This is a genomic window from Streptomyces sp. NPDC086080 (assembly GCF_044540255.1).
Taxonomy (GTDB): Bacteria; Actinomycetota; Actinomycetes; order Streptomycetales; family Streptomycetaceae; genus Streptomyces.
On record NZ_JBITRU010000020.1, the window covers coordinates 129,207 to 154,506 of the forward strand.

Sequence of the window (25,300 nt, forward strand, 5' to 3'; positions counted from 1 at the left end):
GGCGCGCCCTCCCCTCACGAGCCGATGGCCGGCCGGCCGCCGGGTCAGCCGAACTGGCCGGGCCGGTAGTCGCCCGCGGGCTGCTGGTTGATGACGTTGACGCGGTTGTAGGCGTTGATGACGGCGATGAGGGAGACGAGGGCGACGAGCTGGTCCTCGTCGTAGTGCTTGGCCGCGTTCGCCCAGACCTCGTCACTCACCCCGCCGGCCGCGTCGGCGATCCGGGTGCCCTGCTCGGTCAGCTCCAGAGCGGCACGCTCGGCCTCGGTGAAGACCGTGGCCTCACGCCAGGCGGCGACCAGATGCAGCCGGACCGGGGTCTCCCCGGCCGCGGCGGCGTCCTTGGTGTGCATGTCGGTGCAGAAACCGCAGCCGTTGATCTGGCTGGCACGGATCTTCACCAGTTCCTGGGTGGTGTGCGGCAGCCCCGAGTCCGTCACGGCCCTGCCCGCCGAGTTGATGTGCCGCATCACCTTGGCGGCGAGGGCGTTGCCGAAGAAGTCGAGACGCGGGTTCATGAGATCTCCTTGGTCGGTTTTCCGGTTCGCACCGCACTGACGGACCGGCCCGCTGGTGTGTGACGGCCACGCGGTGTGACCTACGTCTCCCGGCCGGGCGGCCCTGAGCGGAGCCCCGTCCGCCGGCCGTCGTACGGCCGCTAACCTGGCCCGGTGAACGGGGAGCGGAGCGCCGGTGAGTGAGCGTCGGGAACGCGACTGGACGGACATGACGCCCGGGGACTTCGACCGGGACGCCCCGCTGTTCCTCAACGTCGGCACGGGCCCCGTCGTGGTGCCGGCCGAGCCCGACGAGTGCGGCACGGAACCACTGTTCGGTGAGGAGCCTGCGGCACGGCGCCCCGGCCCGCCCCGCGTCCCGCGCCGGACCGACCTCGCCGAGCAGGGCGAGTTGTTCTGAATCCGCCGCGGATGCCGGACCCGGTCGTCATGGCCCCTGACATCGCCTCAGGAGGTACGCGGGCCGGGCAATCGGATCGGCGGGCCAGGGAGGAAGGGCGGGACGTGGGCACCCCCGCCCGCACCGCACACGTGCCTGCCGTGTCAGCCGCCTCGCGCGCCGCACACCGTGCCCCGGGGGGCACGGTCCGCCTTCTGACGGGACGACAGCGCCTCTGCCGCCCTGTCGCAGGTCCCCTCCCGCGATCAGGCGAACAGGGGCGGTCACGAGCCACCGCGCGACGGGCTCTTGGGCGGCGAGTCCGCCCCGGCGCCCCTGACGACCGGTTCCCCCGCGGACCGGCCGCGCCCCGGTTGCCGCTCACGGCCTCGCACCGACCGCCTCCCCGGCCGCCGTTGCCGACAGTGACCGGAGCCGATCGGGAAAGACACCTGACACGGCGTGAACTGCGGGCTATGCTCACCGCGATGATGACTCACTCCCTCCTCGGATTGGGGGTCTCGTCCACGCAAGGTGAGTGCTGATGAGCACACTCACCGCGGACGAGGACTCCCGCCTTTCCTTCTGGCTGCGCGTGCGTGAGTACGCCGTGCCGCCCTCCATGATCGAGACCGCGACCGCCCGTCGGCACCTCGGCGACTGGGCCGGGGCCTGCGCCGCCGCGGGAATCGACGTCGACCTGCGCCTGCGTCCCCTGGCCCGCACCCACGGCCGGGAACTCGTGACACAAGTCCGCGCGGACCTACGCCACTTGGCACCCGACCTGCTGCGCTGGCACATGCCGAGGATCGCCCCCGACGGGCTGCTGCGCCCCGGCCTGACGGTCACCCTGGCCCGCTACGCCACGGCGGGGCCCGGCGGACCCGGCCCGGTGCACCTGGTGGTCCGGACCCCGCCCGCGTGGGCGGACGGCGGCCAGCGCATGAGCCTGACCCTGTGGGACGGGGTACGGCTTCGCGAGGGTGACCGGCAGCACCCGCATCCGCGCCCCGGCCCGCGCTTCCGCCTCGACCTGCACCGTCACCTGTGGGACGCCCGCCGCACGGAAGAACTCGGGTACCGGTCCGGGGCCCGCCACTCCACCGGTGACGGCCCGGCGACGACGCACTCGGCGGCGGCCGGACCGCTCCCACCCGGACACCACTGCGCCGTCGACCGCTGGCCGGACGAGGCCCGGATCGTGCTCCGCGACGCCGGACGCACGTCCGGCGCCGTCGCCGTACGGCTCGGGGCGGGCCGACGGCTCGTCCTGACCCTCCCCGACGACGGCGACGACGACGGACCCGGTCCGGCCCCCGCGTGGATCGGCCCCGCGGGCACCGCCGGCCCCGCCTCCGCACTACCCGTCCTGCCCGACGCGGCCACCCATGTCCTCCCCGACCTCGAACTCCTGCGCGCCGGGGCGATCGACGCGGGCCGGCTGCATCCCCTGGTCGCCGCCGCCCTCGCACCGGGCCGTACGGCGGCCGGCCCGCCCCCGCCACCCGGCCCGACACCGCCCCACATCGTGGAGTGCCGCGGAGCACGGCACCGGATCGGACTGGCCGACGGCGTACTCGTCCCCCTGGACCACTCCGCGGACGAGATCCGGCGGGAGGAACTGCTGGCCGAACTGACCGGCACACCGCTGCCCTGCCTGCGCGCGATCGACCGGGCCCACCGGCGACCGGACTGCCTCACGGGCGTACGCGAACGTCTCGACCACGGTGACGTCGCCGGGGCGCTCGCCGTCGTCGAGAACCTGCTGGGACCCGGCGCGCGCCTGCGCAGCGGGCCCCTGCGGGACGAACTCGAGGCGGCGGCGCTGCGGCGGATCACCTACGGGCTCTACCGGACGGGTCTGAGCGCACCCGCACCCGAGTGGCTCCACCCCGCCCGTCCCCGTCCCCACGACCATCGCTCCCACCCGCGCCACGCGACGCACGCCTGACGTCCCGGGGAACCTTCTCCCCGTCCACCACTCACACACAGGTGATCACCCATGCCTTCCTCCGCCCTTGCCGCACCCGGCTCCCGGCTCGACGTCGCCGCCGACCTGCTCACCCTGCTGCGCGACACCTCCACCGAACCCCGCCCCGACGTCCAGCTGGAGGCCCTGACCCTGGCCGTCGCCGCGGACCTGCCCGTACTGCTGTGGGGCGAGCCGGGGATCGGCAAGACAGCCGCCCTGAACCAGCTGGCCGCCTCCCTGGACCTGCCCCTGACCACGGTGATCGCCAGCGTCCACGAGCCGTCCGACTTCTCCGGGCTGCCCGTCGTCGGCGACGACCCCGCCGAACAGGGCGTCCCCATGGCCCCGCCGGACTGGGCCGTGCGCCTGGTCCGGGCGGGCCGGGGCCTGCTGTTCCTCGACGAACTGTCCACCGCGCCGCCCGCCGTCCAAGCCGCCCTGCTGCGGCTCGTGCTGGAGCGCCGGATCGGCGCTCTGCGGCTGCCGCCCGGTGTACGGATCGTGGCCGCCGCCAACCCGCGGGCCTCGGCGGCCGACGGCTGGGAACTCAGTCCGCCGCTGGCCAACCGGTTCGTGCACCTGAACTGGACCCACGATCACGAGGTCGTCGTCCGCGGACTCGGCGGCACCTGGCCCCGGGCGACCCTGCCCCGGCTCGATCCGGGGAAGCTCCCCGAAGCGGTGCGCTTCGCCCGGCGCGCGGTGTGCGCGTTCCTCACCGCCCGGCCCCCGCTCGTGCACCGGCTGCCGGGCAGCGAGACCCGCCGGGGCGGCCCCTGGCCCTCCCCGCGCAGCTGGGACATGACCCTGACCCTGATCGCCTTCGCGACCGCGGCAGGCTCCTCCCGCGACGTCCTCTCCCTGCTGGTCCGCGGCACCGTCGGCGACGGACCCGGCCTGGAACTCCTGGCGAGCCTCGACCGGCTGGACCTCCCCGACCCCGAGACGCTGCTCGCCGACCCGGCGGGCGCCGACCTGCCCGAGCGGGGCGATCTGCGGCAGGCCGTGCTCGACGCGGTGGTGGCCGCCGTGCGCGCCCGCCCGGAGAAGTCCCGCTGGGACGCCGCCTGGGCGCTCCTCGCCCGCGCGCTCGACACCGGGGCGCCCGACCTGGTCGTCGTCCCCGCGACCACGCTCGCCGCACTGCGCCGGGAGGACTGGGACGTCCCGGAGACGATCGAACGGCTCACGTCCGCCGTCTCCCTGTCCCGGCGCGCGGACCGGGCCGCGGCCCGCGTCACGGCCGGTGCGACGGCGGGCCGATGAGCACGCACCCGCCGCGCACACCGGCACCCGCGCTCGACCTCGGTAAACTGCTCGCCGCGCGGCTGCAGGCCGCCCGCGCCCGGCCCTACCTCGCCACGGCGCTGTTCGCGCTGCATCCCGTCGAGTCACGGCGCGTGCCGACCATGGCCGTCGACCGGCACTGGCGCTGCTACGTCTCGCCGGCGTTCGTGGACGCCACACCGGTCGAGCAACTGGCCGGCGTCTGGGTGCACGAGGTGTCGCACCTGCTCCGGGACCACCACGGACGCGGCGACCGGGTGGCCCGCGAACGGGGACTGCACGGGCCCGGTGAGCGGCTGCGGATCAACATCGCCGCCGACTGCGAGATCAACGACGACATCTACGGCGACGGGCTGGCGCGACCCGAGGACGTGGTGCTGCCGGCCACCCTCGGGCTGTCCTCCGGGGAACTGATGGAGGACTACCTGCGCCGCTTCACACTGGGCCCGTACACCCAGGGCATGGTCTGGCTGGACTGCGGCAGCGGCGCCGACGGACTCGAACGGGAGTGGGACCTCGGCCCGGACGGCGCGCACGGGCTCAGCGAGCAGGAACGCGACGCCGTCCGCTTCCGCGTGGCGCGGGGCATCACCGCCCGGCCGGGCAACGCGCCTAAGGGGTGGCGGCGATGGGCGGAGGAGGCGTTCCATCCACCGCAGCCCTGGCGGGAACTGCTGGGCGCGGCGCTCCGTTCGGCGGTCTCCGGCTCCGGCGCGGGGGACGATTACAGCTACGGCAGGCCGGCCCGGCGGTCGGCGGGCGTGCCCGGCGCCGTCCTGCCGGGCCTGCGGAGGACTCCGCCCCGGGTGTCGGTCGTCATCGACACCTCGGGCTCGGTCAGCGACACCGAGCTGGGCAGCGCACTGCTGGAGGTCGCCGCGCTCTCCCGGGCCGTGGGCGGCCGCCGCGACACGGTCTCCGTGGTGCCCTGCGACGCGGCGGCCGGTCCGGTGCACCGGCTGTGCCGCGCCGAGGGAATACCGCTGACAGGGGGCGGCGGCACCGATCTGCGGACCGGCTTCGCCCGGGCCCTCGCCTCCCGGCCCCGGCCGGACGTCGTCGTCGTCCTCACCGACGGACAGACCCCCTGGCCCGACCGACGGCCACCCTGCCGGACCGTGGTGGGTCTGTTCCCCCGGGAGCACGCCTCACCGGACGAGAACGACCCCGACTACGTACCGGACAACCCGCCCGACTGGGCCCGTGTGGTGACCATCGGCGCGGAACCCGGGCCCCGGTGAGCGGCGCCGGGACGCGTTCGGCTCCGCGCGGTACGGGGCGGTCGGCAGGCCCACTCCCGGTCCGCGTCGGTGACCGGCCGCAGCACGCGGGCCGGGGATCCGGCGAGGACCGTCATCGGCGGTACACCGGCCGTCACCATGCTGCCCGCGCCGACGGCCGAGACCCGCCCGGCGGTCACCCCGGGCAGGATCACCGCGCCGGCCCCGACCTCCACGTCGTCCTCGATCCGCACCGGCGCCGAGGACGGGCCGCCGTCCCGGGGAGTCGTGGGGGTGTCAGGACGGCTGCCGTAGTACGGCGACGGCGCGGGGCCCGAGGACGACGGCGCCGTCGGCGTCGGTGCTGCCGGTCAGTACCTCTCCGTCGAGGCCCCGCACCGTGACGGAGGTGTCGGTCCGGTTCACCAGGAACAGGAACCGGCCGCCCGCGCCCCGGCGTACGACCGCCTCGACCGACCCCCGTACCTCGGCGGGCAGTTCGCTCTCCACCCCGGCCGGCTCCAGCAGCCGTGGCAGCAGCGAGGTGAGTCCTTCGACACCGAGGCGGGTGGAGACGTACGCCGCGGAGCCCGCGCCCGCGGGCCGCCGGGTGACGGCGGGCCTGCCGGACTGTTCGCCGGTGCGGTAGTGGGCCAGGACCTCGGTCTCCGCGCCGGTCACGGTGATCCGGTCGGTCCACACGACACCGGTCGTGCCGTCGTCGAGCTCCACGCTGTCGCCGGGGAGCAGCGGGCCGAACTCCTCGATGCGGATGCCCAGCAGGTCCCGCAGCGCGCCCGGATAGCCGCCGAGCCACACATGGTCGTGCTCGTCGACGACGCCCGAGAAGTACGTGGTGATCAGATGGCCGCCCTGTTCGGCGTACCGGGTGAGGGTCTTCGCCAGGTCGGCGGGGACCATGTGCAGCACGGGTGCGATGAGCACCTGGTGGCGGTGCGGAGCGGACCGGGTGGTGAGGAGGTCGGCGCGGATGCCCAGGGCGAGGAGTGCCGAGTACCAGTCGAGGGCCTCCTGCCGGTAGTCGAGCAGGGAAGTGGGGTGGGAGTCCTGCTCGCTCGCCCACCACGACTCCCAGTCGTAGAGGATGCCGACCCGGGCGGGCTCCCGCTCGGTCCCGGCGACCGGTGCGAGCGCCTTCAGGGTGGCGCCGAGCCCGGTCACCGCGCGGAACAGGTCGCTGTCCGCGCCGGCGTGCGGGACCATCGCCGAGTGGTACTTCTCGGCGCCCGCCGCCGACTGCCGCCACTGGAAGAAGCAGACCGCGTCGGCGCCGTGGGCGACATGCAGCAGGGAGTCGCGCGCCAGGTCACCGGGGCGCTTGGCGACGTTGACGGGCTGCCAGTTGACGGCGCTGGTGGAGTGCTCCATCAGGAACCAGGGCCGCCCGCCGGAGATGCCGCTGGTGAGGTTGGCGGAGAAGGACAGCTCGTCGCGGTCCTGCGGGCCGGGGTGGACGTAGTGGTCGTTGGAGACGAAGTCGATCTCGCCGGCCCAGTCGGGGTAGTTCATCGCCTTGGTGCTGCCCATCACCATGAAGTTGGTGGTGACGGGAATGTCCGGGGTGAGCTCCCGCAGGATCCGCCGCTCGGCGCGCAGATGGTCCTTCAGCGCGTCCGAGGAGAACCGCTTGAAGTCCAGCTGCTGGGTGGGGTTGGGGTGGGAGGCGGCCAGCCGCGGCGGGAGGATCTGCTCCCAGTCGGAGTACCGCTGCGACCAGAAGGCGGTGCCCCAGGCGGTGTTGAGCGCCGCCACCGTCGAGTAGCGGGCGCGCAGCCAGTCCCGGAAGGCGCGGGCCGCGTCGTCGGAGTAGTCGTAGACGTTGTGGCAGCCCAGCTCGTTACTGACGTGCCAGGCGACGAGAGCCGGATGGCCGGCGTAGCGGGCCGCCAGCTCCCGCACCAGCCGCAGCGCGTACCGGCGGAAGACGGGGGAGGTGGGCCGCCAGTGCTGTCGCGCCCCCGGCCAGAGGGTCTCGCCGGTGGCCGTGACCGGGAGGATCTCGGGGTGGGCGGTGGTGAGCCAGGGCGGCGGGGAGGCCGTCGCGGTCGCCAGGTCGACGCCGATGCCGCCCCCGTGCAGCAGGTCCATCACCTCGTCGAGCCAGACGAAGTCCCAGGTGTCCTCGGCCGGTTGCAGCCGGGCCCAGGAGAAGATCCCCACGGACACGAGGTTCACGCCGGCCTCGCGCATCAGCCGGACGTCCTCCTCCCACACGGTGCGGGGCCACTGCTCGGGGTTGTAGTCGGCGCCGTAGACGAGACGGGGGACGACGTCACCGTCCGCCTCGCCGGAGCGGGACAGGAGGGTGGAGATCATGGCGGTCCTTCCCAGAAGGGCGTCGGGCGGCACGGGACGTCCGCGCCGCCCTGCCGCGGCGGGCGCAGCGTCGTCATGTCGTCCTCGTTCGTCGGCATCCCGGAACCGGCGGCTGCCCCGGCACGGAGCCGGGGCAGGCCCCCGTACAGGATGGTTGCGCAAACATCGAGCGCCGCGGGGAGGTGGTCGAGCTGTCATGTTTACGTAAACATCCAGTGGTCGAATGTCTACACTGCCCCGAGGACGACGGTCAAGGGTCCCCTGGGGAAACCGTGACGAGAAGCGACGGGAAGGCGGCTGACACCGAGTGGACACGGTTGGCAGAACACCGGCGAACGGCCCGGCCGCCGAGGTGCCCGGGGACGTGCCGCACACCGCCGACGGCGCGCCGGCCCGGCGGGGCCGGGCGCGCGCCCACGCCACGGCGTCCATGGCGGACGTGGCCCGCCTCGCGGGAGTCTCGGCGCAGACCGTCTCCCGCGTGTCCAACGGCTACGCCGGGGTGACCGAGCAGACCCGGCGCCAGGTGCTGGCCGCGATGAAGGAGCTCGGCTACCGCCCCAACAGTGCCGCCCGCGCCCTCAAACGGGGCGAGTTCCGCACCATCGGCGTCATCACCTTCACCCTCTCCACCACCGGCAATGTGCGCACGCTGGAGGCGATCGCCACCTCCGCCGCGCAGGAGGGCTACGCGGTGACCCTGCTGCCGGTCGCCGTGCCCACGCAGGACGAGGTGCGCGGCGCGTTCTCCCGGCTGGAGGAACTCGCGGTCGACGCCGTGATCGTCATCATGGAGGTCCATCTCCTGGACGCGGCGACCGTCACTCTGCCTCCGCACGTCCAGGTCGTCGTGGTCGACTCCGACGCCGGCGGCCACTACACGGTCGTCGACACCGACCAGCACGGCGGCACCCGCGCCGCGGTGCGGCATCTGCTCGGCCTCGGCCACCGCACGGTGTGGCATCTGGGCGGCCCCGAGGGCTCCTTCGCCGCCCAGCGCCGCACGGATGCGTGGCGTGCCGCCCTCACCGAGGACGGGCGGGTACCGCCGCCCCTGGTGCGGGGCGACTGGTCGGCGGACTCGGGCTACCGGGCCGGTCTCGAACTCGCCGCCCGGCCGGACTGCACCGCCGTCTTCGCCGCCAACGACCAGATGGCGCTGGGCCTGTTGCGCGCCCTGCACGAGCGCGGGCGCCGCGTTCCGCAGGACGTCAGCGTCATCGGCTTCGACGACATCCCCGAGGCGTCCTCCTTCCTGCCTCCGCTGACCACCGTCCACCAGGACTTCGCCGAGGTGGGGCGGCTCTGCGTCCAGGCGGTCCTGCGCAAGATGCGCCAGGAGGGCCCCGAGCGGGGTACGACGCTCGTCCCGACCCGGCTGGTGCACCGCGCGAGCACGGCGGCACCCGGTCACGCCTGAGCCCCGAGCCGCACCGGCTGCCGCGCAGGGCGGTCCTCGCGGGAGGAACCGAGCCCGGTGCCGGCGCCCCGCCACGGGCCCCGTCCCGGCAGCGCGGCCGGCACGGGGCCTGCTGTACGGGCCCGAACGCTCCGTGCTACTGTCGATCTCAGTTGTAGTCGTGGTAAACGAAAAAGTCGCAGGCCGGAAAGACCGCCCCTGCGCCATACTGACGTCTACGTCGCAGCTGGGGTCGGCACCAGAAGGTGCGGGCTCCGGTTCGCTGCTTTTCAGGGGTCTCGTCTCATGGACCGGGCGGAACAGCCGACGTGACCACTTCGATCCGGCTCGTTCTTGCAATTCCCTGCGTTGTTTCACTGCGGCGGACATTCCTTGATACGTGCCACATCAGGGAAGGTTCCACTTGACACAGGTTCGCGCGAACAATCGAACGGCCGGCTCTCGCTCCGGCGGTCAGGGATTCGCCAAGGGCGGCCGCCGCACAGGCGCCGCGGCCGGACGCGTCGGCGCACAGCGGGGTTCCAAGGGCTCCGGCGGCCGACGGACCCCGGCGACCGGGGAGTTCGCCCTTCCGGTGACCACCACCCCCGCGCTTCCCGCGGTGGAGTCCTTCGCCGAGCTCGCCCTGCCGGGAGAGATCCTGGCCACCCTCGGCCACGAAGGCGTGACGGTCCCGTTCCCCATCCAGGCGGCCACGCTGCCGAACTCCCTGGCCGGCCGTGATGTGCTCGGACGTGGCCGCACCGGTTCCGGCAAGACCCTCGCCTTCGGGCTGGCGCTGCTGGCCCGCACGACCGGCCGTCGTGCCGAGCCCCGCCGGCCACTGGCCATGGTGCTCGTGCCCACCCGAGAGCTGGCCGGGCAGGTCACCGACGCGCTCACCCCGTACGCCCGTTCCGTGCGGCTGCGCCTGGCCACCGTGGTCGGCGGTCTGTCGATCGGCAAGCAGGCCTCCGCCCTCCGGGCCGGCGCGGAGGTCGTCGTCGCGACGCCCGGGCGGCTCAAGGACCTCATCGACCGCGGTGACTGCCTGCTGGACGATGTCGACATCACCGTCCTCGACGAGGCGGACCAGATGGCCGACATGGGCTTCCTGCCGCAGGTCACCAGGCTGCTCGACCAGGTACGGGCCGACGGCCAGCGGATGCTCTTCTCCGCCACCCTCGACCGCAACGTCGACCAGCTGGTACGGCGCTACCTGACCGACCCGGTGGTCCACTCCGTCGACCCGTCCGCGGGCGCGGTCACCACGATGGAACACCACGTGCTCCACGTCGAGGACACGGACAAGCGCCGGACCACGACCGAGATCGCGGCACGGGACGGCCGGGTGATCATGTTCCTGGACACCAAGCACGCGGTGGACAAGCTCACCAAGCACCTCCTGAACAGCGGTGTGCGCGCCGCCGCCCTGCACGGCGGCAAGTCCCAGCCCCAGCGCACCCGGACCCTCACCCAGTTCAAGGACGGACGGGTGACCGTGCTGGTGGCGACGAACGTCGCGGCGCGGGGCATCCACGTGGACAACCTCGATCTGGTCGTCAACGTCGATCCGCCCAGCGACCCCAAGGATTATCTGCACCGGGGCGGACGCACCGCCCGCGCCGGCGAGTCCGGCAGCGTCATCACCCTCGTGACGCGCGACCAGCGGCGCGACATGAGCCGGCTGATGGTGCAGGCGGGCATCACCCCGCGCACCACCCAGGTGCGGTCGGGTGATGAGGAGCTGAGCCGTATCACGGGTGCGCAGACGCCCTCCGGCGTGCCGGTCGTCATCGCGGCGCCGGCCGTGGAGCAGCGGCCCCGCCGTGCCTCGGCGTCGCGCGGACGTCGGAGCCGAAGCGCCCAGGGCCGCGCAGGGCAGGGGCGCGACGGGCAGTCCCGCAGCGCCGAGGGCCGGACCGCCCAGGGCGGCGGGCGTACCACCGGCGAGCGCGCCGCACAGAGCCGTTCGGCACAGGGCCGGACCTCCCAGAGCGCGGCCGCCCAGGGGCGGCCCACCGGTGAGGCGTCGCGCCGCAGGGCGCCGAGGAAGCCGGCCGCGGACCGCGCCGCCTAGACCCGCACTGCACCGCACCTTCCGTGACGACATGACGAGAAGGCGACATGACGACATGGCGGTAGGGCCGCGCCCGCGGCCCTCGCCATGTCGTCATGGCGCTCCCGAACCGTTTCAGTCCCCGTGGGCCGCTCACCCACCCGGTCGGCCCGTCTCCCTTCTCCCCTGTGAGGCAACATGCGCTGTGTCATCGCCCGATACCCGTTCGACCTGACCAAGGCCGGAGTCCTGGAGTCGATGAAGGGCATCACACCGGAAGCGGTCACGGGTGAGTCCGTGACCATCGGGCGCCGCCGTTACCCCGTCAAGCAGGTGGGACAGGTCGTCACCCGGCAGGACCGCCGCGACTTCACCAGCGGCGAAGTCGTCCGGGCGATGACCCGCCTCGGCTTCACCTGCCACGCCCACCCCGAGACCGAGCCGCCCGCGCGCGAGCTCTCCCCGCTCGAGACGGCGTCGGAACTGCTGGGCCACCCCACCGGCCGGCAGGTCTGAGGCACGGGATCCGGGCGAGCCGCCCGCGGGCCCTCGGCGACCGCCGCGGGCCCGCGGGCCAGGACCTGTCCGGCGGATCAGGACGGAGGAAACCGATGGCTCCCGCAAGCGCCGCCGAGCGGGGCCCGGCGCGTGCAGACGCAACGCGGAGGGCGTCGACGCGAGGGGGGTCCCTCGCCGCAGGAGCGGAGCCGGGCGTGCGGACAGCCGGCGGCCGGCCACGACGCCGCTGGGCCCCTCCCACGCCGTCCGGGCAGTGCGGGAGGGCCTGCCGGACCCCGCGTTTCCGGCACGATCCGCCTGCCGGGCCCCGGGGCCGGGCCATGAACACTCCCTCGGGCTCCGGCCTGCCCAGGACATCCCGGGCCGGCCATGACGCGACCGGGGCCGCGGCGTGACCCCGGTGGAGATGCTCGGTGTCTTCGCGGCGGGCGTCGGCGCCGGTGCCATCAACGCGGTCGTGGGATCGGGGACCCTGGTCACCTTCCCCGTCCTGCTCGCCACCGGCCTGTCACCCCTCACCGCCACGGTCTCCAACGCCCTCGGACTGGTTCCCGGCGCCATCAGCGGAGCCATCGGCTACCGGCGGGAGCTCTCCGGTCAGGGCCGCCGTGTCCGACGGCTCGGCATCGGCTCGGCGCTGGGCGGCATCGCGGGGGCCACGCTGCTGCTGGCCCTGCCCGCCGAGGCGTTCGAGACCATCGTGCCGACCCTGGTCGGGCTCGCCCTCGTCCTGGTCGCGCTCCAGCCGGTGATCGGCAAGAAGGTGCGCGGCCGACGCCGGCACCAGGAACGGCCCGCCCGGCGCGACGGCGGATGGCCCCTGTTCACCGGCCTGACCCTGGCCAGCGTCTACGGCGGCTACTTCGCCGCCGCGCAGGGCATCATCTACATGTCCCTGATGGGTCTGCTCCTCGACGAGCCCCTGCAGCGTCTCAACGCCGTCAAGAACGTGCTCGTCGCCATCGTCAACACGGTCGCCGCGACCTTCTTCCTGTTCGTCGCCGACTTCGACTGGACGGCGGTCGGCCTGATCGCGGTCGGTTCCGCCCTGGGCGGCCAGCTCGGGGCGGCGACGGGCCGCAGATTCAGTCCCGTGGTGCTGCGCTCCCTCATCGTCGTCATCGGCACCGTCGCGCTCGTCCAGTTGCTGCTCCGCTGACCAGGCCGTTCGGCCGGGCGGACCGAGCGAGCTTGTCGTGCACCTTGCAATCCAAGGCCGGCTCTGGTTCCTTCTCGTTAGGAAACTTTCCTAACCATCCAGTCCTGGACGGAGCCCCCATGACACCGGCACGTTTCCAGCTACGCCCCGCCGCGGCCGCCGCGGCACTCGCCAGTGCCCTCCTCCTCGCCCTGACCACCGCCACCGCGGCACCCGCCGCACCGGCCCCCACCGGCGCGGACGCCGTCACCGCCGGACCGGCGGCGGCGGACGCCCGCGTCACGGCACAGATCACCCGCACCACCGCGTGGGACACCGGGTACGGCGCCGACGTATCGATCACCAACGACGGCGACGCCCCGGCCGACGGCTGGACGATCGAGTTCGACCTGCCCGCCGGGACGACCGTCGCCGGCCACTGGTCCGCCACCCGGACCCGGCAGGGTCAGCACTACCGCTTCACCAACGCCTCCTGGAACGCCACCGTCGCCCCCGGCGGCCGGCAGAGCTTCGGCTTCAACGCCACGGGCACCGGACTGCCCCTCAACTGCACCGTCAACGGCCTGCCGTGCGCGGGCGGCGGCAGCACACCGACCGACCCGCCCACCGACCCGCCCCGGGCAGGCACTCCCGTGGACCTCAACGGCCGGCTCGAGGTCTGCGGCACCAGGCTCTGCAACGAGCACGGCCATCCGGTCCAGCTGCGCGGCATGAGCACCCACGGCACGCAGTGGTACCCCCAGTGCCTGACCGACGGATCGCTCGACGCCCTGGCCAAGGACTGGAAGGCCGACGTCCTGCGTGTCTCCACCTATGTGCAGGAGGGAGGCTACGAGACCGATCCCGCGCACTTCACCCGCCTGGCGGACTCCCTGATCCGGCAGGCGAGCGACCGCGGCATGTACGTGATCGTCGACTGGCACATGCTGGACCCCGGCGACCCCATGGCGAACCTGGACAACGCCCGGAAGTTCTTCACCGACATCGCGAGCCGCAACAAGGGCCGCGACAACATCCTCTACGAGATCGCCAACGAGCCCAGTGACGTGAGCTGGTCCCGGATCAAGAGCTACGCGGAGCAGATCATCCCGGTCATCCGCGGGATCGACTCCGACGCCCCCGTCCTCGTCGGCACCCGTGCCTGGTCCTCGCTCGGCGTCTCCGAGGGCGCGGACGAGTCGGAAGTCGTGAACAACCCGGTCGACGCCTCCAACATCATGTACACCTTCCACTTCTACGCGGCCTCGCACCGGGACGAGTACCTGGCGGCCCTCTCGCGCGCCGCCGACCGGATCCCCCTGTTCGTCACCGAGTTCGGCACCCAGAACTACGCGGGGGAGGGAGCCGATGACTTCACGATGTCCCAGCGCTACCTCGACCTGATGGCGGACAAGAAGATCAGCTGGGTCAACTGGAACTTCTCCGACGACCACCGCTCCGGCGCCGTCTTCACCACCGGCACCTGCGACAGCGGCGGCCCGTGGACCGGCACGTCGTCGCTGAAGCCCGCCGGCGTCTGGATCCGTGACCACCTCAGGACCCCGGACAACTTCCCCACCGGCTGATCCCGCCACCCCGTACCCGCCCGTCCGGAGCCCTTGCCGGACGGACGGGGACGGCGCCCTCGCCGCGCACGAAGCGTCGCGTCCGTTTCCGTCCCGTCCACCGCACCGGCTCCTTGTACCCCGGGTCGAATCACCGCAAAGGGCCCGGGAGGCATACGCTGCCCCTAGGGCATCGAAGAGGTGGGAGACGCAGTGACGGGCGAACACTCGGACACACCGGAGAGCGGCACGGAAGCCGAGGGGTCGCCCTCCGGTACGACCGGCGGCGATCTGCTCCACGGGCTGGAGGTGGACCACCGGCGTCCGGAACGCCCCGTGCTCCTCGACGCCGACGGCACCCCCATCGAGACCTGGCGGGAGAACCACCCCTACGACAGCAGGATGCGCAGGGCGGAGTACGACCGGACGAAGCGCATCCTGCAGATCGAACTGCTGAAGATGCAGCGGTGGGTGAAGGACACCGGTCAGCGGATCGTGGTGATCTGCGAGGGACGCGACGCGGCCGGAAAGGGCGGCACCATCCAGCGGTTCATCGAGCGGCTGAACCCCCGTGGCGCCCGCGTGGTGGCCCTGGAGAAGCCGACCGAGCGGGAAGCGGGGCAGTGGTACTTCCAGCGGTACGTGGCCCATCTGCCGGCCCGGGGCGAGATCGTCTTCTTCGACCGCTCCTGGTACAACCGCGCCGGGGTCGAGCGGGTCATGGGGTTCTGCTCGGACGACGAGTACCACCAGTTCCTCCACCAGACGCCGATGTTCGAACGGCTGCTGACCGACGACGGCATCATGCTGGTGAAGTTCTGGTTCTCCGTGTCCCGGGCCGAGCAGCGGACCCGCTTCGCGATCCGCCAGGTCGATCCGTTGCGGCGCTGGAAACTGTCCCCGATGGACCTCGCCTCACTGGACCTGTGGGACGACTACACCAAGGCCAAGGTCGAGATGTTCCGGGCCACGGACACCGCCCACGCGCCGTGGACCGTGGTGAAGAACAACGACAAGCGCCGGGGCCGCCTCGAGGCCATGCGCAGCCTCCTCGACCGCTGCGACTATCCGGCGAAGGACCACGGGGCGCTGGGCAAGCCGGACCCGTTGATCGTGGGCGCGGCGGACACCCTGCTGGAGGCCGGTGAGGAACCCGCGGTCCTCTCACCGACCCCCCTCGCGGGCCCCGGCCACGGTCCGGGCAGCCACCCGTGAGCCCGACCGGTCACCCGAGCGGCAGTGTCACCTCGCCCACGCCGTGCGCCTGCGCCCCACCGGCGACGCGCACCGTGAACGGGCGGTCGGTCCCCGTCGCCGTGACCCGCAGGAGGCCACCCTCCCGCCGGACCCGGAACGTCGCGGCCGGCAGCCCCGCCGTGTCCGGCACGGTGACCTCGGCCGTGTAGCCGGGCGCGGCCGGCGGATGCGCGAGCAGGACCGGGGCGTCCAGCCAGTCCCCGTCGGGCCGGGAGTCGTCCCCCGCAAGCGGCAGCACGGCGCCCTCACGGACGTACAGGGGAAGGCTGTCGTATCCGTGGCGCTCGGTGCGCCAGCACGGCCCGGTGACCCGCTCGCCGCTGAGCAGATGGGTCCAGGTGCCCTCCGGCAGATACACCTCCACCCGGCCGTCCGCACTGAACACCGGTGCGACCAGGAGATCGGGACCGAGCATGTACTGGCGGTCGAGAGGGCGGCACGCGGGGTCCTGCGGGAACTCCAGCACCATTGGCCGCATCATCGGGACGCCCGTGCGGTGGGTCTCGACGGCGGCGCCGTAGAGGTACGGCATCAGGCGGTGCTTGAGCCGGGTGAACCGCCGGGCGACCTCGACCGCCTCGTCGCCGAACTCCCACGGCACCCGGTACGAGGTGGAGCCGTGCAGCCGGCTGTGCGAGGACAGCAGGCCGAACGCGAGCCAGCGGGTGAACACCTCGGGACTCGGGGTGCCCTCGAAACCGCCGATGTCGTGGCTCCAGAAGCCGAACCCGCTCAGTGACAGGGACAGACCGCCCCGCAGCGACTCGGCCATCGCCTCGAAGGACGACCAGCAGTCGCCGCCCCAGTGCACCGGGTACTGCTGCCCGCCCGCGGTCGCGGACCGGGCGAAGAGCACGGCCTCGCCCTGTCCGCGCTCCTTCTCCAGGAGTTCGAACACGGTCCGGTTGTACAAGTGCGTGTAGTAGTTGTGCATGCGCTCCGGGTCGGATCCGTCGTGCCAGACGACATCGGTGGGGATGCGCTCGCCGAAGTCGGTCTTGAAACAGTCCACGCCCTGGTCGAGCAGCGGTCTGAGCTTCGACTGGAACCAGGCGCGTGCGTCCGGGCTGGTGAAGTCGACCAGCCCCATGCCGGCCTGCCACAGGTCCCACTGCCACACGTCGCCGCCCGCCCGGCGCACCAGGTGCCCGAGGGCGGCGGCCTCGTCGAACAGCGGGGACTTCTGGGCGATGTACGGGTTGATCCAGGCGCTGACGCGCAGGCCCTTCTCCTTGAGCCGGGCCAGCATGCCGTCAGGGTCGGGGAAGACGTCCGGGTCCCACTGGAAGTCGCACCACTGGTACTCGCGCATCCAGAAGCAGTCGAAGTGGAACACGGACAGGGGGATGCCCCGCTCGGCCATGCCGTCGACGAACGACGTCACCGTCCGCTCGTCGTAGGACGTGGTGAAGGAGGTGCTGAGCCACAGGCCGAAGGACCAGGCGGGGGGCAGGGCCGGACGTCCGGTCAGCGCGGTGTAGCGGCCGAGGACCTCCTTGGGAGTCGGGCCGGCGACGACGTAGTACTCCAGTGACTGGTCCTCGACGCTGAACTGGACCTGCCCGACGGACTCGGAGCCGACCTCGAAGGAGACGGCGCCGGGATGGTTGACGAAGAGGCCGTAGCCGCGCGAGGACAGATAGAACGGGACGTTCTTGTAGGCCTGTTCACTGCTCGTGCCGCCGTCGGCCTGCCAGACGTCGACGGTCTGGCCGTTCTTGACGAACGGGGTGAAGCGCTCGCCCAGGCCGTAGATCTGCTCGCCGACGCCGAGCGACAGCCGGCTCAGCACATGGTGTGCTCCCTCGCCGGTGGTGGCGAAGGCGGTGCTCTTGGCGCCGGCGCGGGTCAGCTCCCGCCCCTCCGCGTCGTGGAACGTCAGGCCGAAGGGGCCGGCGCCGCCGAGACGGACCGTCAGGGGGCCGCTGGTCAGCTCCGTGACCGTGCCGTCCCGGCGTACGGTCCCCGCGCCGTCCGCCTCGCCGGTGAGCGCGAAGTCAGGGCCGGGGTGGTGTCTGCCCGCGTGATGGGTGACCCGGACACCGATGACGCCCTCGGCGGGGGAGAAGCACTCGACCGTGATCAGGGGTGCGTTGAGGGTGTCGCCCCTGTCGGTCACCTTCTTCACAGAGGTGTACCCGGTGAAGCGCTTCGATTCGGAGCGCACGTCACGCACTTCGGTGGCGTACGAGATCTGGACGCCGTCGCGGACGCGCCAGAAGCCGTCGGTGAATTTCATGGTCTTCCTCGGAGGGAGAGGCCGGCATGGGGACGAGCGTCAGGCTCTGACCAGCAACTATGACAGGAGCTCCAGGGCCTGTCACGCCCTTGCGCGCGCAGATCCTCCCGCGGGGGGACCGGCGTGACCGGCTTCCGGGGGCGTATTAGTAATCAGGGCAAACAAATTACACCCGGTGTGGCATCAGGCAACACCTCGATCGCTTCGACTTCCAGTCGAAGCGCTTCACCAGAGTCCTGTGGTCGGAAGGGCGGCAGCCGCCGACCCAGCCGTTGACAGGTTCACACCAAAGCGGGACTCTGCTGAGAGCGCTCTCAGAACGGTTCCGGCCACGGTTGAACGGAGAAGGAGCATGCTGCGCACACTCAAACGCCAGGTCATGGCCGTGGGATTGAGCATTGCCACGGTGCTCGGCGGATCATTGCTCGCCACCGGAGTGTCGTCCCCCGCTCATGCCGCGGTTCCCGACACCGTCCCCATGACGATCACCAACAACTCGGGTCGCGGCGAGCAGGTGTACCTCTACAACCTCGGCACCCAGCTGTCGACCGGCCGGCAGGGCTGGGCCGACGCCGACGGCACCTTCCACCCCTGGCCCGCCGGCGGCAACCCGCCCACACCCGCACCCGACGCCTCGATCCCGGGCCCGGCGGCAGGGCAGACCAAGACCATCCGCGTTCCGAAGTTCTCCGGCCGCATCTACTTCTCCTACGGGCAGAAGATGGTCTTCAAACTGACCACCGGCGGTCTGGTGCAGCCGGCCGTCCAGAACCCCACGGACCCCAACCAGAACATCCTGTTCAACTGGTCGGAGTACACCCTCAACGATGACGGCCTCTGGCTCAACAGCACCCAGGTCGACATGTTCTCCGCGCCCTACACGGTGGGAGTGCAGCGCGCGGACGGCAGCACGGTGACCGCCGGCCGACTCAGGCCCGGCGGCTACAACGGAGTCTTCAACGCCCTCAGGGGACAGTCCGGAGGCTGGGCGAACCTGATCCAGACCCGGCCCGACGGCACGGTGCTGCGCGCACTGTCCCCGCTGTACGGAGTGGAGACGGGTGCCCTGCCGGCATCGATCATGGACGACTACATCAACCGGGTCTGGCAGAAGTACTCGGGCTCGACCCTGACGGTCACGCCCTTCGGTGACCGGCCCGACATCAGGTACTCCGGCCGGGTCTCCGGCGGTGTCATGCACTTCACCAACGGCTCGGGCGCCGTCGTCACCAGCTTCCAGAAGCCCGACGCCTCGTCCGTGTTCGGCTGTCACCGCCATCTCGACGCACCGAACGACCAGGTGCGCGGACCGATCTCGCGCACCCTGTGTGCGGGATTCCACCGCACCACCCTGCTCGACAACCCCCACCAGCCCGACTCCAGCGCGGCCGGCTTCTACCGGGAGCCCGTCACCAACCACTACTCCCGGATCATTCACGCGCACATGACCGACGGAAAGGCCTACGGCTTCGCCTTCGACGACGTGGGCAACCACGAATCGCTCGTCCACGACGGCAACCCGCGCCAGGCGTCCTTCACCCTCGATCCGTTCAACTGACCCTCCCGTGCCGGCGGAGACCCGAGACCCCCGGCGGGCGGCCCACCGGCCACCGGCCCACCGGCCGCCGGCCGGGCCCAGCAGACCCGGACCCCGCCGCCGGCCGGACGGAGACGCGGGCGGGTACCCGGGCAGGATCCCGGGTGATCACAGCGACATGGGGGCACCGTAGGGTGCCCCCATGTCTGCGACGTTGAACGCGGGGAAGACCCGTGCCGCGCTGCGCACCTCGGCGCGCATCTCCGGTGAGCTGCTGCTGGTCCTGGTGGCCGCCGCGGTGGTGCTGTGGACGCTGGGCCGCATGTGGTCGGTGGTCTGGCCCCTCGTGGTCGGCCTGCTCCTCACCACGCTGACCTGGCCGCCGGCCCGCTACCTGCGCCGGCGCGGGGTGGCCCCCGCGCTCGCCGCGTCCGTGGTGACCGTGCTGTTCCTGCTGGTGGCCGCGGGGACCGTGGCGCTGATCGCGGTGCCCGTGGCGTCGGAGTCCGGCAAGCTGGGCGAGGGCGTCGTCGAAGGCGTCGAAAAGCTGCGTGAATGGGCCGCCGGGCCGCCGTTGAACATCGACGACGCGCAGATCTCGGAGGCCTTCGACACCGCGACCACCCGTCTCCAGGACAGCGCCGGGGCCATCGCCACCACCGCCGTCACCGGCGTGAGCACGGTCGTCAGCGGAGTGGTCACCGCCGTACTGGCGCTCTTCCTGATGTTCTTCTTCCTCAAGGACGGCCCGCGCTTCCTGCCGTGGCTGCGCCGCCAGCTCCCCGGCCGGCTCGCCACCGACATCCCGGTCGTGGCCGAGCGGTGCTGGCTCACCCTGGGCTCGTTCGTGCTGTCCCAGGCCCTCGTCGGCCTGTTCGACGCGATCCTCATCGGCCTGGGCCTGTGGATCCTCGACGTACCGCTGGTGCTCCCGCTGGCGGTGCTGACGTTCGTGTCCGCGTTCGTGCCCATCATCGGCGCCCTGTTCGCCGGTCTGGTCGCGGTGCTGATCGCGCTGGTGTCCAACGGGCTGATGAATGCGCTGCTGGTACTGGCCCTCATCATCGTGGTGCAGCAACTCGAGGGCAATGTGTTCCAGCCCCTCATCCAGAGCCGCGGTCTCGGACTGCACGCGGCCGTCGTGCTGCTGGCGGTCACCCTGGGCGGCAGCCTGGCCGGCATCGTCGGCAGCCTGCTCGCGGTACCCGTCGCCGCCCTGATCGCGGTCATCTGGAACTATCTGCGCGAGCAGCTCACCGACCCACCGAGGGAACCGGCGGCCGACGGCTCGCCCACCTGACCGGCACCGGCACACCGGCACCCGGCCTACCCGCCCCCGGCACACCGGCCGCATCGAGAGGAAGCCCCCGTGACCTACGACCTCACCGCCCTGCGCGCCCAGGTGCCCGCGCTGGCCGCCGGCACCGCGCACTTCGACGGCCCCGGCGGTACGCAGACGCCGCAGCCCGTCATCGACGCCATCGGCGCCGCGCTCCGCGCACCCCTCTCGAACCGCGGAGGACTCCTGCCCGGCGAGCGCAACGCCGACACCGTGGTCACCGAGGCCCGCCGCGCCATGGCCGACCTGCTCGGCGCCGATCCGGCGGGCATCGTCTTCGGCCGCAGCGCCACCCAGCTCACCTACGACTTCTCCCGCACCCTCGCCGCCGGCTGGTCGCCCGGCGACGAGGTGGTCGTCACGCGGCTGGACCACGATGCCAACATCCGCCCCTGGGTCCGGGCGGCGGAACGGGCCGGTGCCACCGTCCGCCACGCCGGCTTCGACCCGGACACCGGTGAGCTCACCGCCGACGACATCCGGGACCAGCTCTCCGGGCGCACCCGGCTGGTCGCCGTCACCGCGGCCTCGAACCTCATCGGCACGATCCCCCCGATCGCCGAGATCGCCCGGATCGTCCACGAGGCGGGCGCCCTGCTGTACGTCGACGGCGTGCACTACACCGCGCACGACCTGGTCGACATCGGGGCGCTCGGCGCGGACTTCTTCGTCTGCTCCCCCTACAAGTTCCTCGGCCCGCACCACGGGGTCCTGGCCGCCCGTCCGGAGCTGCTGGAGACCCTCCACCCGGACAAGCTGCTGCCCTCCACGGACGCCGTTCCCGAGCGCTTCGAACTCGGCACACTGCCCTACGAGTTCCTCGCGGGCACCCGTGCGGCCGTCGACTTCCTGGCCGGCCTCTCCGGGCAGCCGGGTGGCGACCGCAGGGAACGGCTCGCCCGGACCTACGAACTGCTCGAGGAACACGAGGCCGTGCTCCGGGACCGGCTCGAGAAGGGTCTGGCGGCCCTCGGGGGAGTCACCGTGCGCTCCCGGGCCGCCCGGCGCACCCCGACCCTGCTGGTCACCCTCGACGGCCACCGCACCGAGGACGCCTACCGCTTCCTCGCGGAGCGCGGCGTCCACGCGCCGTCCGGCAGTTTCTACGCCCTGGAGGCATCGCGCCACCTCGGCCTCGGGGACACCGGCGGGCTTCGGATCGGCCTGGCCCCGTACACCGACGTCGAGGACGTCGACCGGCTCCTGGCCGGTCTGGCGGCCTTCCTGGAGCGCCCGGCGCATGGGTGACGGCACCGGCCTGAGCTACCCCGCCCGCGGTGCCACCTCCCCGGACACGCCGCTCTGGCCCCCGTCCCCGTCCGGGTTCCGCCGGTACGAGGCAACGGTGCCGATCGGGCGCGGAGCGGACACCTGGGCGGCGGCCAGGGACGCCGTGCTGACCTGGGGGATCAAACGCCGCAGCGGCTTCCGCGTCGCCCCGGCCGACGGAGGCGGCGTCCGGGTGCGGGAGGGCGGGCGGTACACCATCACGGCCGGCCTCGGCCGGTTCGCCGTCCGCGAGCCGGTGGAGGTGGTCGCCGTGGTGGAGACCGGGGACCGGTGCGGCTTCGCCTACGGCACCTGCTGGGGACATCCGGTGAGCGGGGAGGAGGCCTTCATCGTGCACCGGGACGGCGACGGCCGGGTCCTGCTGACCCTCCGCTCACTGACCCGGGCGGCGCCCGCGGGCCCCTGGCGGTTCCTCTTCCCCGCCCTGCTCCTCGTCCAACTCGGCGTACGGGCCCGCTACCTCAGGTCACTGCGGTGAACGCCGTGCGGTGAACGCCGTGCGGGGCGGCGCCGCACGGTGCGGCGTGGCATCGTGGGCGGATGACCATCGAAGTCCGCCCCGCCTCCGTCTTCGAGGACGTCCGTGCCGTGCTCGGTCCCAAGTCGCCCGGGGCGAACGTGTGCTGGTGCCTGAGCCACCGCGTCCCCTCCGGGCTCAACAAGGAGCTGCGCGGTCCGGCCCGGGGCGACTACGTCGCCGGACTGTGCCGGACCGGCACACCCATCGGCGTGCTCGCGTACGACGGTGCGGAGCCGGTCGGCTGGGCCGCCGTCGCACCGCGCGCGGACACCTCCTTCGCACGCAACCGCAAGATCCCGCACGTCGACGACCTGCCCGTCTGGTCCCTGTGGTGCGTCCGGGTGCGTCCTGGCCACCGCAAGCAGGGCATCTCGCACGCCCTCATCACCGGCGCGGTCGAGTTCGCCCGCGCCCACGGCGCCCCCGCGATCGAGGCGTACCCCCTCGACAACGGCGACGCCCGCGTCGACCTGACCATGGCGTACGCCGGGATCCGGAAGAACTTCGAGCGGGCCGGCTTCACCCACGCCGCCGACACGACATCGGTCCTGTCCGGCCACCCCCGCGTCCTGATGCGCCTCGACCTGCGCTGACGGGACGCAAAGGGGGCGACGGCGTCAGGAGTACAACGCCGCGATCTCCGCCTCGTACGCCCGCTGGGCGGCCTGCCGTCTGACCTTGAGGGAGGGGGTCAGCAGTCCGTTCTCCTCGGTGAACTCGCCCTCGACCAGGGTGAAGGCGCGAATCGACTCCGCGCGGGAGACGGCCTCGTTGGCGTAGTCCACGGCCCTTTGCACATCGGCGCGCATCCGTGGATCGCGGATCACCTCGGACATCGGGGTGTCGGCGGGCAGCTTGCGCACCGACAGCCAGTGGGCGATCGTCTCGGGGTCGAGGGTGATCAGCGCGCCCACGAAGGGCCGGTTGTCGCCGACGACGAGGCACTGGCCGACGGGCGGGCGGCTGCGCAGCCGGTCCTCCAGGACGGCGGGGGAGACGTTCTTCCCGCCGGAGGTGACGAGGATGTCCTTCTTGCGCCCGGTGATGGTCAGATAGCCGTCCTCGTCGAGGGAGCCGAGGTCTCCGGTGCTGAACCAGCCGTCGTCGAGCACCTCGCCGGTGGCCGCCGGATTGTCGTGGTACGACCCGAAGACGATGCCGCCCCTGACGCACACCTCGCCGTCGTCGGCGATCCGGACCGCGGTGCCGGGGACCGGGAGGCCGACCGTGCCGGGGCGGGGGCCGAGCGGCGGGACGATGGTGGCGGCCGCCGTGGTCTCGGTCAGGCCGTAGCCCTCGTAGATCATGATGCCGGCCGCGTAGAAGAACAGGTTGAGGTCGCGCTCCAGTGGGGAGCCGCCGCTGATGGCGTACCGCAGGCGCCCGCCGAGTTCCTTGCGCACCCGGCGGTAGACCAGCAGGTCGTACAGCGCCCAGGCGGCGTACAGGCCGGGGCCGGGACGCTTGCCGCGGCCGAGGAAACGGTTGAGATGGGCTTCGCCGAAGCGGACCGCGACGCGATGGGCCCGCTCGAAGGAGGCACCGCGGCCCAGCTTCTCGGCGGTGGCCCGGCCGGTGTCGTGGATCTTCTCGAACAGGTAGGGGACGCCCACCAGGAACGTCGGGCGGAACGACCTGAACCTGGGACGCAGTTCGTCCGGCTTGATGCTCGGACAGTGGCCGATCTCGATACGGGCCATCAGGCACGAGATCTGCAGGGTGCGGCCGAGGATGTGGGCGAGCGGGAGGAACAGCAGGGTGGCGGCGGCCTGGTCCGTGACCTCCTTGAAGACGGGGTGCAGCAGTTCCACCGTGTTGGCGGCTTCCGCGTACAGGTTGGCGTGGGTGAGGACGCAGCCCTTGGGGCGGCCGGTGGTGCCGGAGGTGTAGCAGACGGTCGCGACGGTGCCGGGGGTCAGGCCGGTACGCCGCTCGGTGACCTCCTCGTCCGGTACGTCCTCGCCGAGCGCGGTGAGTTCGGTGAGGGCGCCCGCGTCCAGTTCCCACAGCCGTGGCGGCGCGGGATGGGCCTCGGTGCCCGTCCTGACGGTGGCGGTGTTCTCCGCGGTCTCCGTGACGACGTGCCGGGCGCCGGAGTCACGGACGATCCAGTCCACCTGCTGTGCCGAGGAGGTCGCGTAGACCGGCACGCTCTGGCCCCCCGCGGACCAGATCGCGAAGTCCAGGACCGCCCACTCGTAGCGGGTGCGGGACATCACGGCGACCCGGTCGCCCGGTTCCAGCCCGGCGGCGATCAGCCCCTTGGCCACGGCGGTGACCTCATGGGCGAAGGCCGCCGCCGTGACCGGGCGCCAGACGCCGGCCTCCTCGCGGCGCAGCACCACCGCGTCGGGTGCCTCGGCCGCGTTGGTGAACGGGATGTCGGCGGTGCTGCCGGTGGTCTGCCGTGCGGCGAGAGCCGCCGTGCGGGCCTCACGCACGACGCCCCGCTCGTCCCTGACGGTCTCGACCCCGGCCCGCCCCGCGAGATCGGTGCGTCGTTTCGCCCGTTTCAGATCCTTGCGTACACCCATGGCGGCTCCCGGTCGCGGCTGATGCTCTCGTGCAGGCTGCCGTGCCTACTTACTCCGGAGTCAACTTACCCGTGCGTAAAGACGAGTCAATGGGCCGGGATGCTCCTATGCTTGTCAAGCCACTGGAGCAAGGTCGGTTTGGGTGATTCGTTCCGTTGGTGTGGTGGTCAGGGCGCGGTAGACCTCGCGGG

Annotated in this window: 20 protein-coding genes; 16 read left to right on the plus strand and 4 right to left on the minus strand. The window is 72.4% G+C overall.

Annotation, left to right across the window (positions count from 1 at the left end; all coding sequences use genetic code 11):
- Positions 1-44: 44 nt before the first annotated feature.
- Entirely contained in the window at positions 45-518 is a 474-nt protein-coding gene (locus tag ACIF9R_RS23570; RefSeq protein WP_399983367.1) for a carboxymuconolactone decarboxylase family protein, read from the minus strand.
- Positions 519-693: 175 nt separating this feature from the next.
- Between ACIF9R_RS23570 and ACIF9R_RS23575 the strand changes: the two genes are divergently transcribed.
- The 5 genes from ACIF9R_RS23575 (at position 694) to ACIF9R_RS23595 (ending at position 5,691) form a co-directional block, all read left to right on the plus strand.
- On the plus strand, positions 694-918 hold the full coding sequence (locus tag ACIF9R_RS23575) for a hypothetical protein (protein WP_399983370.1): 225 nt from the start codon (positions 694-696) through the stop codon (positions 916-918).
- A gap of 523 nt (positions 919-1,441) precedes the next feature.
- Complete coding sequence (locus ACIF9R_RS23580; RefSeq protein WP_399983372.1) at positions 1,442-2,848, plus strand: hypothetical protein; 1,407 nt, start codon at positions 1,442-1,444, stop codon at positions 2,846-2,848.
- Positions 2,849-2,899: 51 nt separating this feature from the next.
- Positions 2,900-4,135, plus strand: a complete 1,236-nt coding sequence (locus ACIF9R_RS23585; RefSeq protein WP_399983375.1) for an AAA family ATPase — start codon at positions 2,900-2,902, stop codon at positions 4,133-4,135.
- A complete protein-coding gene (locus tag ACIF9R_RS23590) occupies positions 4,132-5,397 on the plus strand; it encodes a VWA-like domain-containing protein (protein ID WP_399983378.1) in 1,266 nt (421 codons plus the stop codon). The genes ACIF9R_RS23585 and ACIF9R_RS23590 overlap by 4 nt, the downstream gene beginning before the upstream one ends.
- Positions 5,398-5,466: 69 nt before the next feature.
- Entirely contained in the window at positions 5,467-5,691 is a 225-nt protein-coding gene (locus ACIF9R_RS23595) for a hypothetical protein (RefSeq protein WP_399983380.1), read from the plus strand.
- Here the strand turns inward: ACIF9R_RS23595 and ACIF9R_RS23600 are convergent.
- Positions 5,674-7,713: a beta-galactosidase gene (locus ACIF9R_RS23600; RefSeq protein ID WP_399983382.1), complete on the minus strand. Its 2,040-nt coding sequence runs from the start codon at positions 7,711-7,713 to the stop codon at positions 5,674-5,676. The genes ACIF9R_RS23595 and ACIF9R_RS23600 overlap by 18 nt on opposite strands.
- Before the next feature lie 430 nt (positions 7,714-8,143).
- Between ACIF9R_RS23600 and ACIF9R_RS23605 the strand changes: the two genes are divergently transcribed.
- From ACIF9R_RS23605 to ppk2, 6 genes are all read left to right on the plus strand, one after another.
- A complete protein-coding gene (locus ACIF9R_RS23605; protein ID WP_399983425.1) occupies positions 8,144-9,133 on the plus strand; it encodes a LacI family DNA-binding transcriptional regulator in 990 nt (329 codons plus the stop codon).
- Positions 9,134-9,536: 403 nt separating this feature from the next.
- Positions 9,537-11,192, plus strand: a complete 1,656-nt coding sequence (locus tag ACIF9R_RS23610) for a DEAD/DEAH box helicase (protein ID WP_399983384.1) — start codon at positions 9,537-9,539, stop codon at positions 11,190-11,192.
- 177 nt (positions 11,193-11,369) lie between these two features.
- A complete protein-coding gene (locus ACIF9R_RS23615; RefSeq protein ID WP_399983387.1) occupies positions 11,370-11,687 on the plus strand; it encodes an SCO5918 family protein in 318 nt (105 codons plus the stop codon).
- Positions 11,688-12,096: 409 nt separating this feature from the next.
- Positions 12,097-12,849 carry a sulfite exporter TauE/SafE family protein gene (locus ACIF9R_RS23620; RefSeq protein ID WP_399983428.1) on the plus strand — a complete coding sequence of 251 codons (753 nt, stop codon included), beginning with the start codon at positions 12,097-12,099 and terminating at the stop codon, positions 12,847-12,849.
- 119 nt (positions 12,850-12,968) lie between these two features.
- The gene (locus ACIF9R_RS23625; protein WP_399983389.1) at positions 12,969-14,414 is read left to right on the plus strand and encodes a cellulase family glycosylhydrolase; all 1,446 of its coding nucleotides are present in this window, start codon (positions 12,969-12,971) and stop codon (positions 14,412-14,414) included.
- 192 nt (positions 14,415-14,606) lie between these two features.
- Positions 14,607-15,608, plus strand: coding sequence for a polyphosphate kinase 2 (gene ppk2 / locus ACIF9R_RS23630; RefSeq protein WP_399983391.1), 1,002 nt, complete (start codon positions 14,607-14,609; stop codon positions 15,606-15,608).
- Positions 15,609-15,618: 10 nt separating this feature from the next.
- On the opposite strand, the gene yicI is transcribed toward ppk2, so the two are convergent.
- Positions 15,619-17,889: an alpha-xylosidase gene (gene yicI / locus ACIF9R_RS23635; RefSeq protein ID WP_399983393.1), complete on the minus strand. Its 2,271-nt coding sequence runs from the start codon at positions 17,887-17,889 to the stop codon at positions 15,619-15,621.
- Positions 17,890-18,241: 352 nt separating this feature from the next.
- On the opposite strand from yicI, the gene ACIF9R_RS23640 reads away from it, so the two are divergent.
- From ACIF9R_RS23640 to ACIF9R_RS23660, 5 genes are all read left to right on the plus strand, one after another.
- Positions 18,242-19,447: a glycoside hydrolase family 64 protein gene (locus tag ACIF9R_RS23640; protein ID WP_399983395.1), complete on the plus strand. Its 1,206-nt coding sequence runs from the start codon at positions 18,242-18,244 to the stop codon at positions 19,445-19,447.
- Between the two features lie 181 nt (positions 19,448-19,628).
- Positions 19,629-20,726, plus strand: a complete 1,098-nt coding sequence (locus ACIF9R_RS23645; protein WP_399983397.1) for an AI-2E family transporter — start codon at positions 19,629-19,631, stop codon at positions 20,724-20,726.
- A 69-nt stretch (positions 20,727-20,795) separates the two neighbouring features.
- Positions 20,796-22,013 (plus strand): cysteine desulfurase-like protein, encoded by a 1,218-nt coding sequence (locus ACIF9R_RS23650; protein ID WP_399983400.1) that lies wholly within the window; start codon positions 20,796-20,798, stop codon positions 22,011-22,013.
- The gene (locus tag ACIF9R_RS23655; protein WP_399983403.1) at positions 22,006-22,533 is read left to right on the plus strand and encodes a DUF1990 family protein; all 528 of its coding nucleotides are present in this window, start codon (positions 22,006-22,008) and stop codon (positions 22,531-22,533) included. The genes ACIF9R_RS23650 and ACIF9R_RS23655 overlap by 8 nt, the downstream gene beginning before the upstream one ends.
- Before the next feature lie 62 nt (positions 22,534-22,595).
- Positions 22,596-23,168 carry a GNAT family N-acetyltransferase gene (locus ACIF9R_RS23660; protein WP_399983405.1) on the plus strand — a complete coding sequence of 191 codons (573 nt, stop codon included), beginning with the start codon at positions 22,596-22,598 and terminating at the stop codon, positions 23,166-23,168.
- 24 nt (positions 23,169-23,192) lie between these two features.
- Here the strand turns inward: ACIF9R_RS23660 and ACIF9R_RS23665 are convergent, their stop codons facing one another.
- Positions 23,193-25,109: an AMP-dependent synthetase/ligase gene (locus ACIF9R_RS23665; RefSeq protein WP_399983408.1), complete on the minus strand. Its 1,917-nt coding sequence runs from the start codon at positions 25,107-25,109 to the stop codon at positions 23,193-23,195.
- Positions 25,110-25,300: the final 191 nt, after the last annotated feature.

Coding starts and splice junctions, on each gene's coding strand:
- ACIF9R_RS23570 (WP_399983367.1), bottom strand. CDS start 518: ATGAACCCGCGTCTCGACTTCTTCGGCAACGCCCTCGCCGCCAAGGTG.
- ACIF9R_RS23580 (WP_399983372.1), top strand. CDS start 1,442: ATGAGCACACTCACCGCGGACGAGGACTCCCGCCTTTCCTTCTGGCTG.
- ACIF9R_RS23585 (WP_399983375.1), top strand. CDS start 2,900: ATGCCTTCCTCCGCCCTTGCCGCACCCGGCTCCCGGCTCGACGTCGCC.
- ACIF9R_RS23590 (WP_399983378.1), top strand. CDS start 4,132: ATGAGCACGCACCCGCCGCGCACACCGGCACCCGCGCTCGACCTCGGT.
- ACIF9R_RS23600 (WP_399983382.1), bottom strand. CDS start 7,713: ATGATCTCCACCCTCCTGTCCCGCTCCGGCGAGGCGGACGGTGACGTC.
- ACIF9R_RS23605 (WP_399983425.1), top strand. CDS start 8,144: ATGGCGGACGTGGCCCGCCTCGCGGGAGTCTCGGCGCAGACCGTCTCC.
- ACIF9R_RS23615 (WP_399983387.1), top strand. CDS start 11,370: ATGCGCTGTGTCATCGCCCGATACCCGTTCGACCTGACCAAGGCCGGA.
- ACIF9R_RS23620 (WP_399983428.1), top strand. CDS start 12,097: ATGCTCGGTGTCTTCGCGGCGGGCGTCGGCGCCGGTGCCATCAACGCG.
- ACIF9R_RS23625 (WP_399983389.1), top strand. CDS start 12,969: ATGACACCGGCACGTTTCCAGCTACGCCCCGCCGCGGCCGCCGCGGCA.
- yicI (WP_399983393.1), bottom strand. CDS start 17,889: ATGAAATTCACCGACGGCTTCTGGCGCGTCCGCGACGGCGTCCAGATC.
- ACIF9R_RS23640 (WP_399983395.1), top strand. CDS start 18,242: ATGCTGCGCACACTCAAACGCCAGGTCATGGCCGTGGGATTGAGCATT.
- ACIF9R_RS23645 (WP_399983397.1), top strand. CDS start 19,629: ATGTCTGCGACGTTGAACGCGGGGAAGACCCGTGCCGCGCTGCGCACC.
- ACIF9R_RS23655 (WP_399983403.1), top strand. CDS start 22,006: ATGGGTGACGGCACCGGCCTGAGCTACCCCGCCCGCGGTGCCACCTCC.
- ACIF9R_RS23660 (WP_399983405.1), top strand. CDS start 22,596: ATGACCATCGAAGTCCGCCCCGCCTCCGTCTTCGAGGACGTCCGTGCC.
- ACIF9R_RS23665 (WP_399983408.1), bottom strand. CDS start 25,109: ATGGGTGTACGCAAGGATCTGAAACGGGCGAAACGACGCACCGATCTC.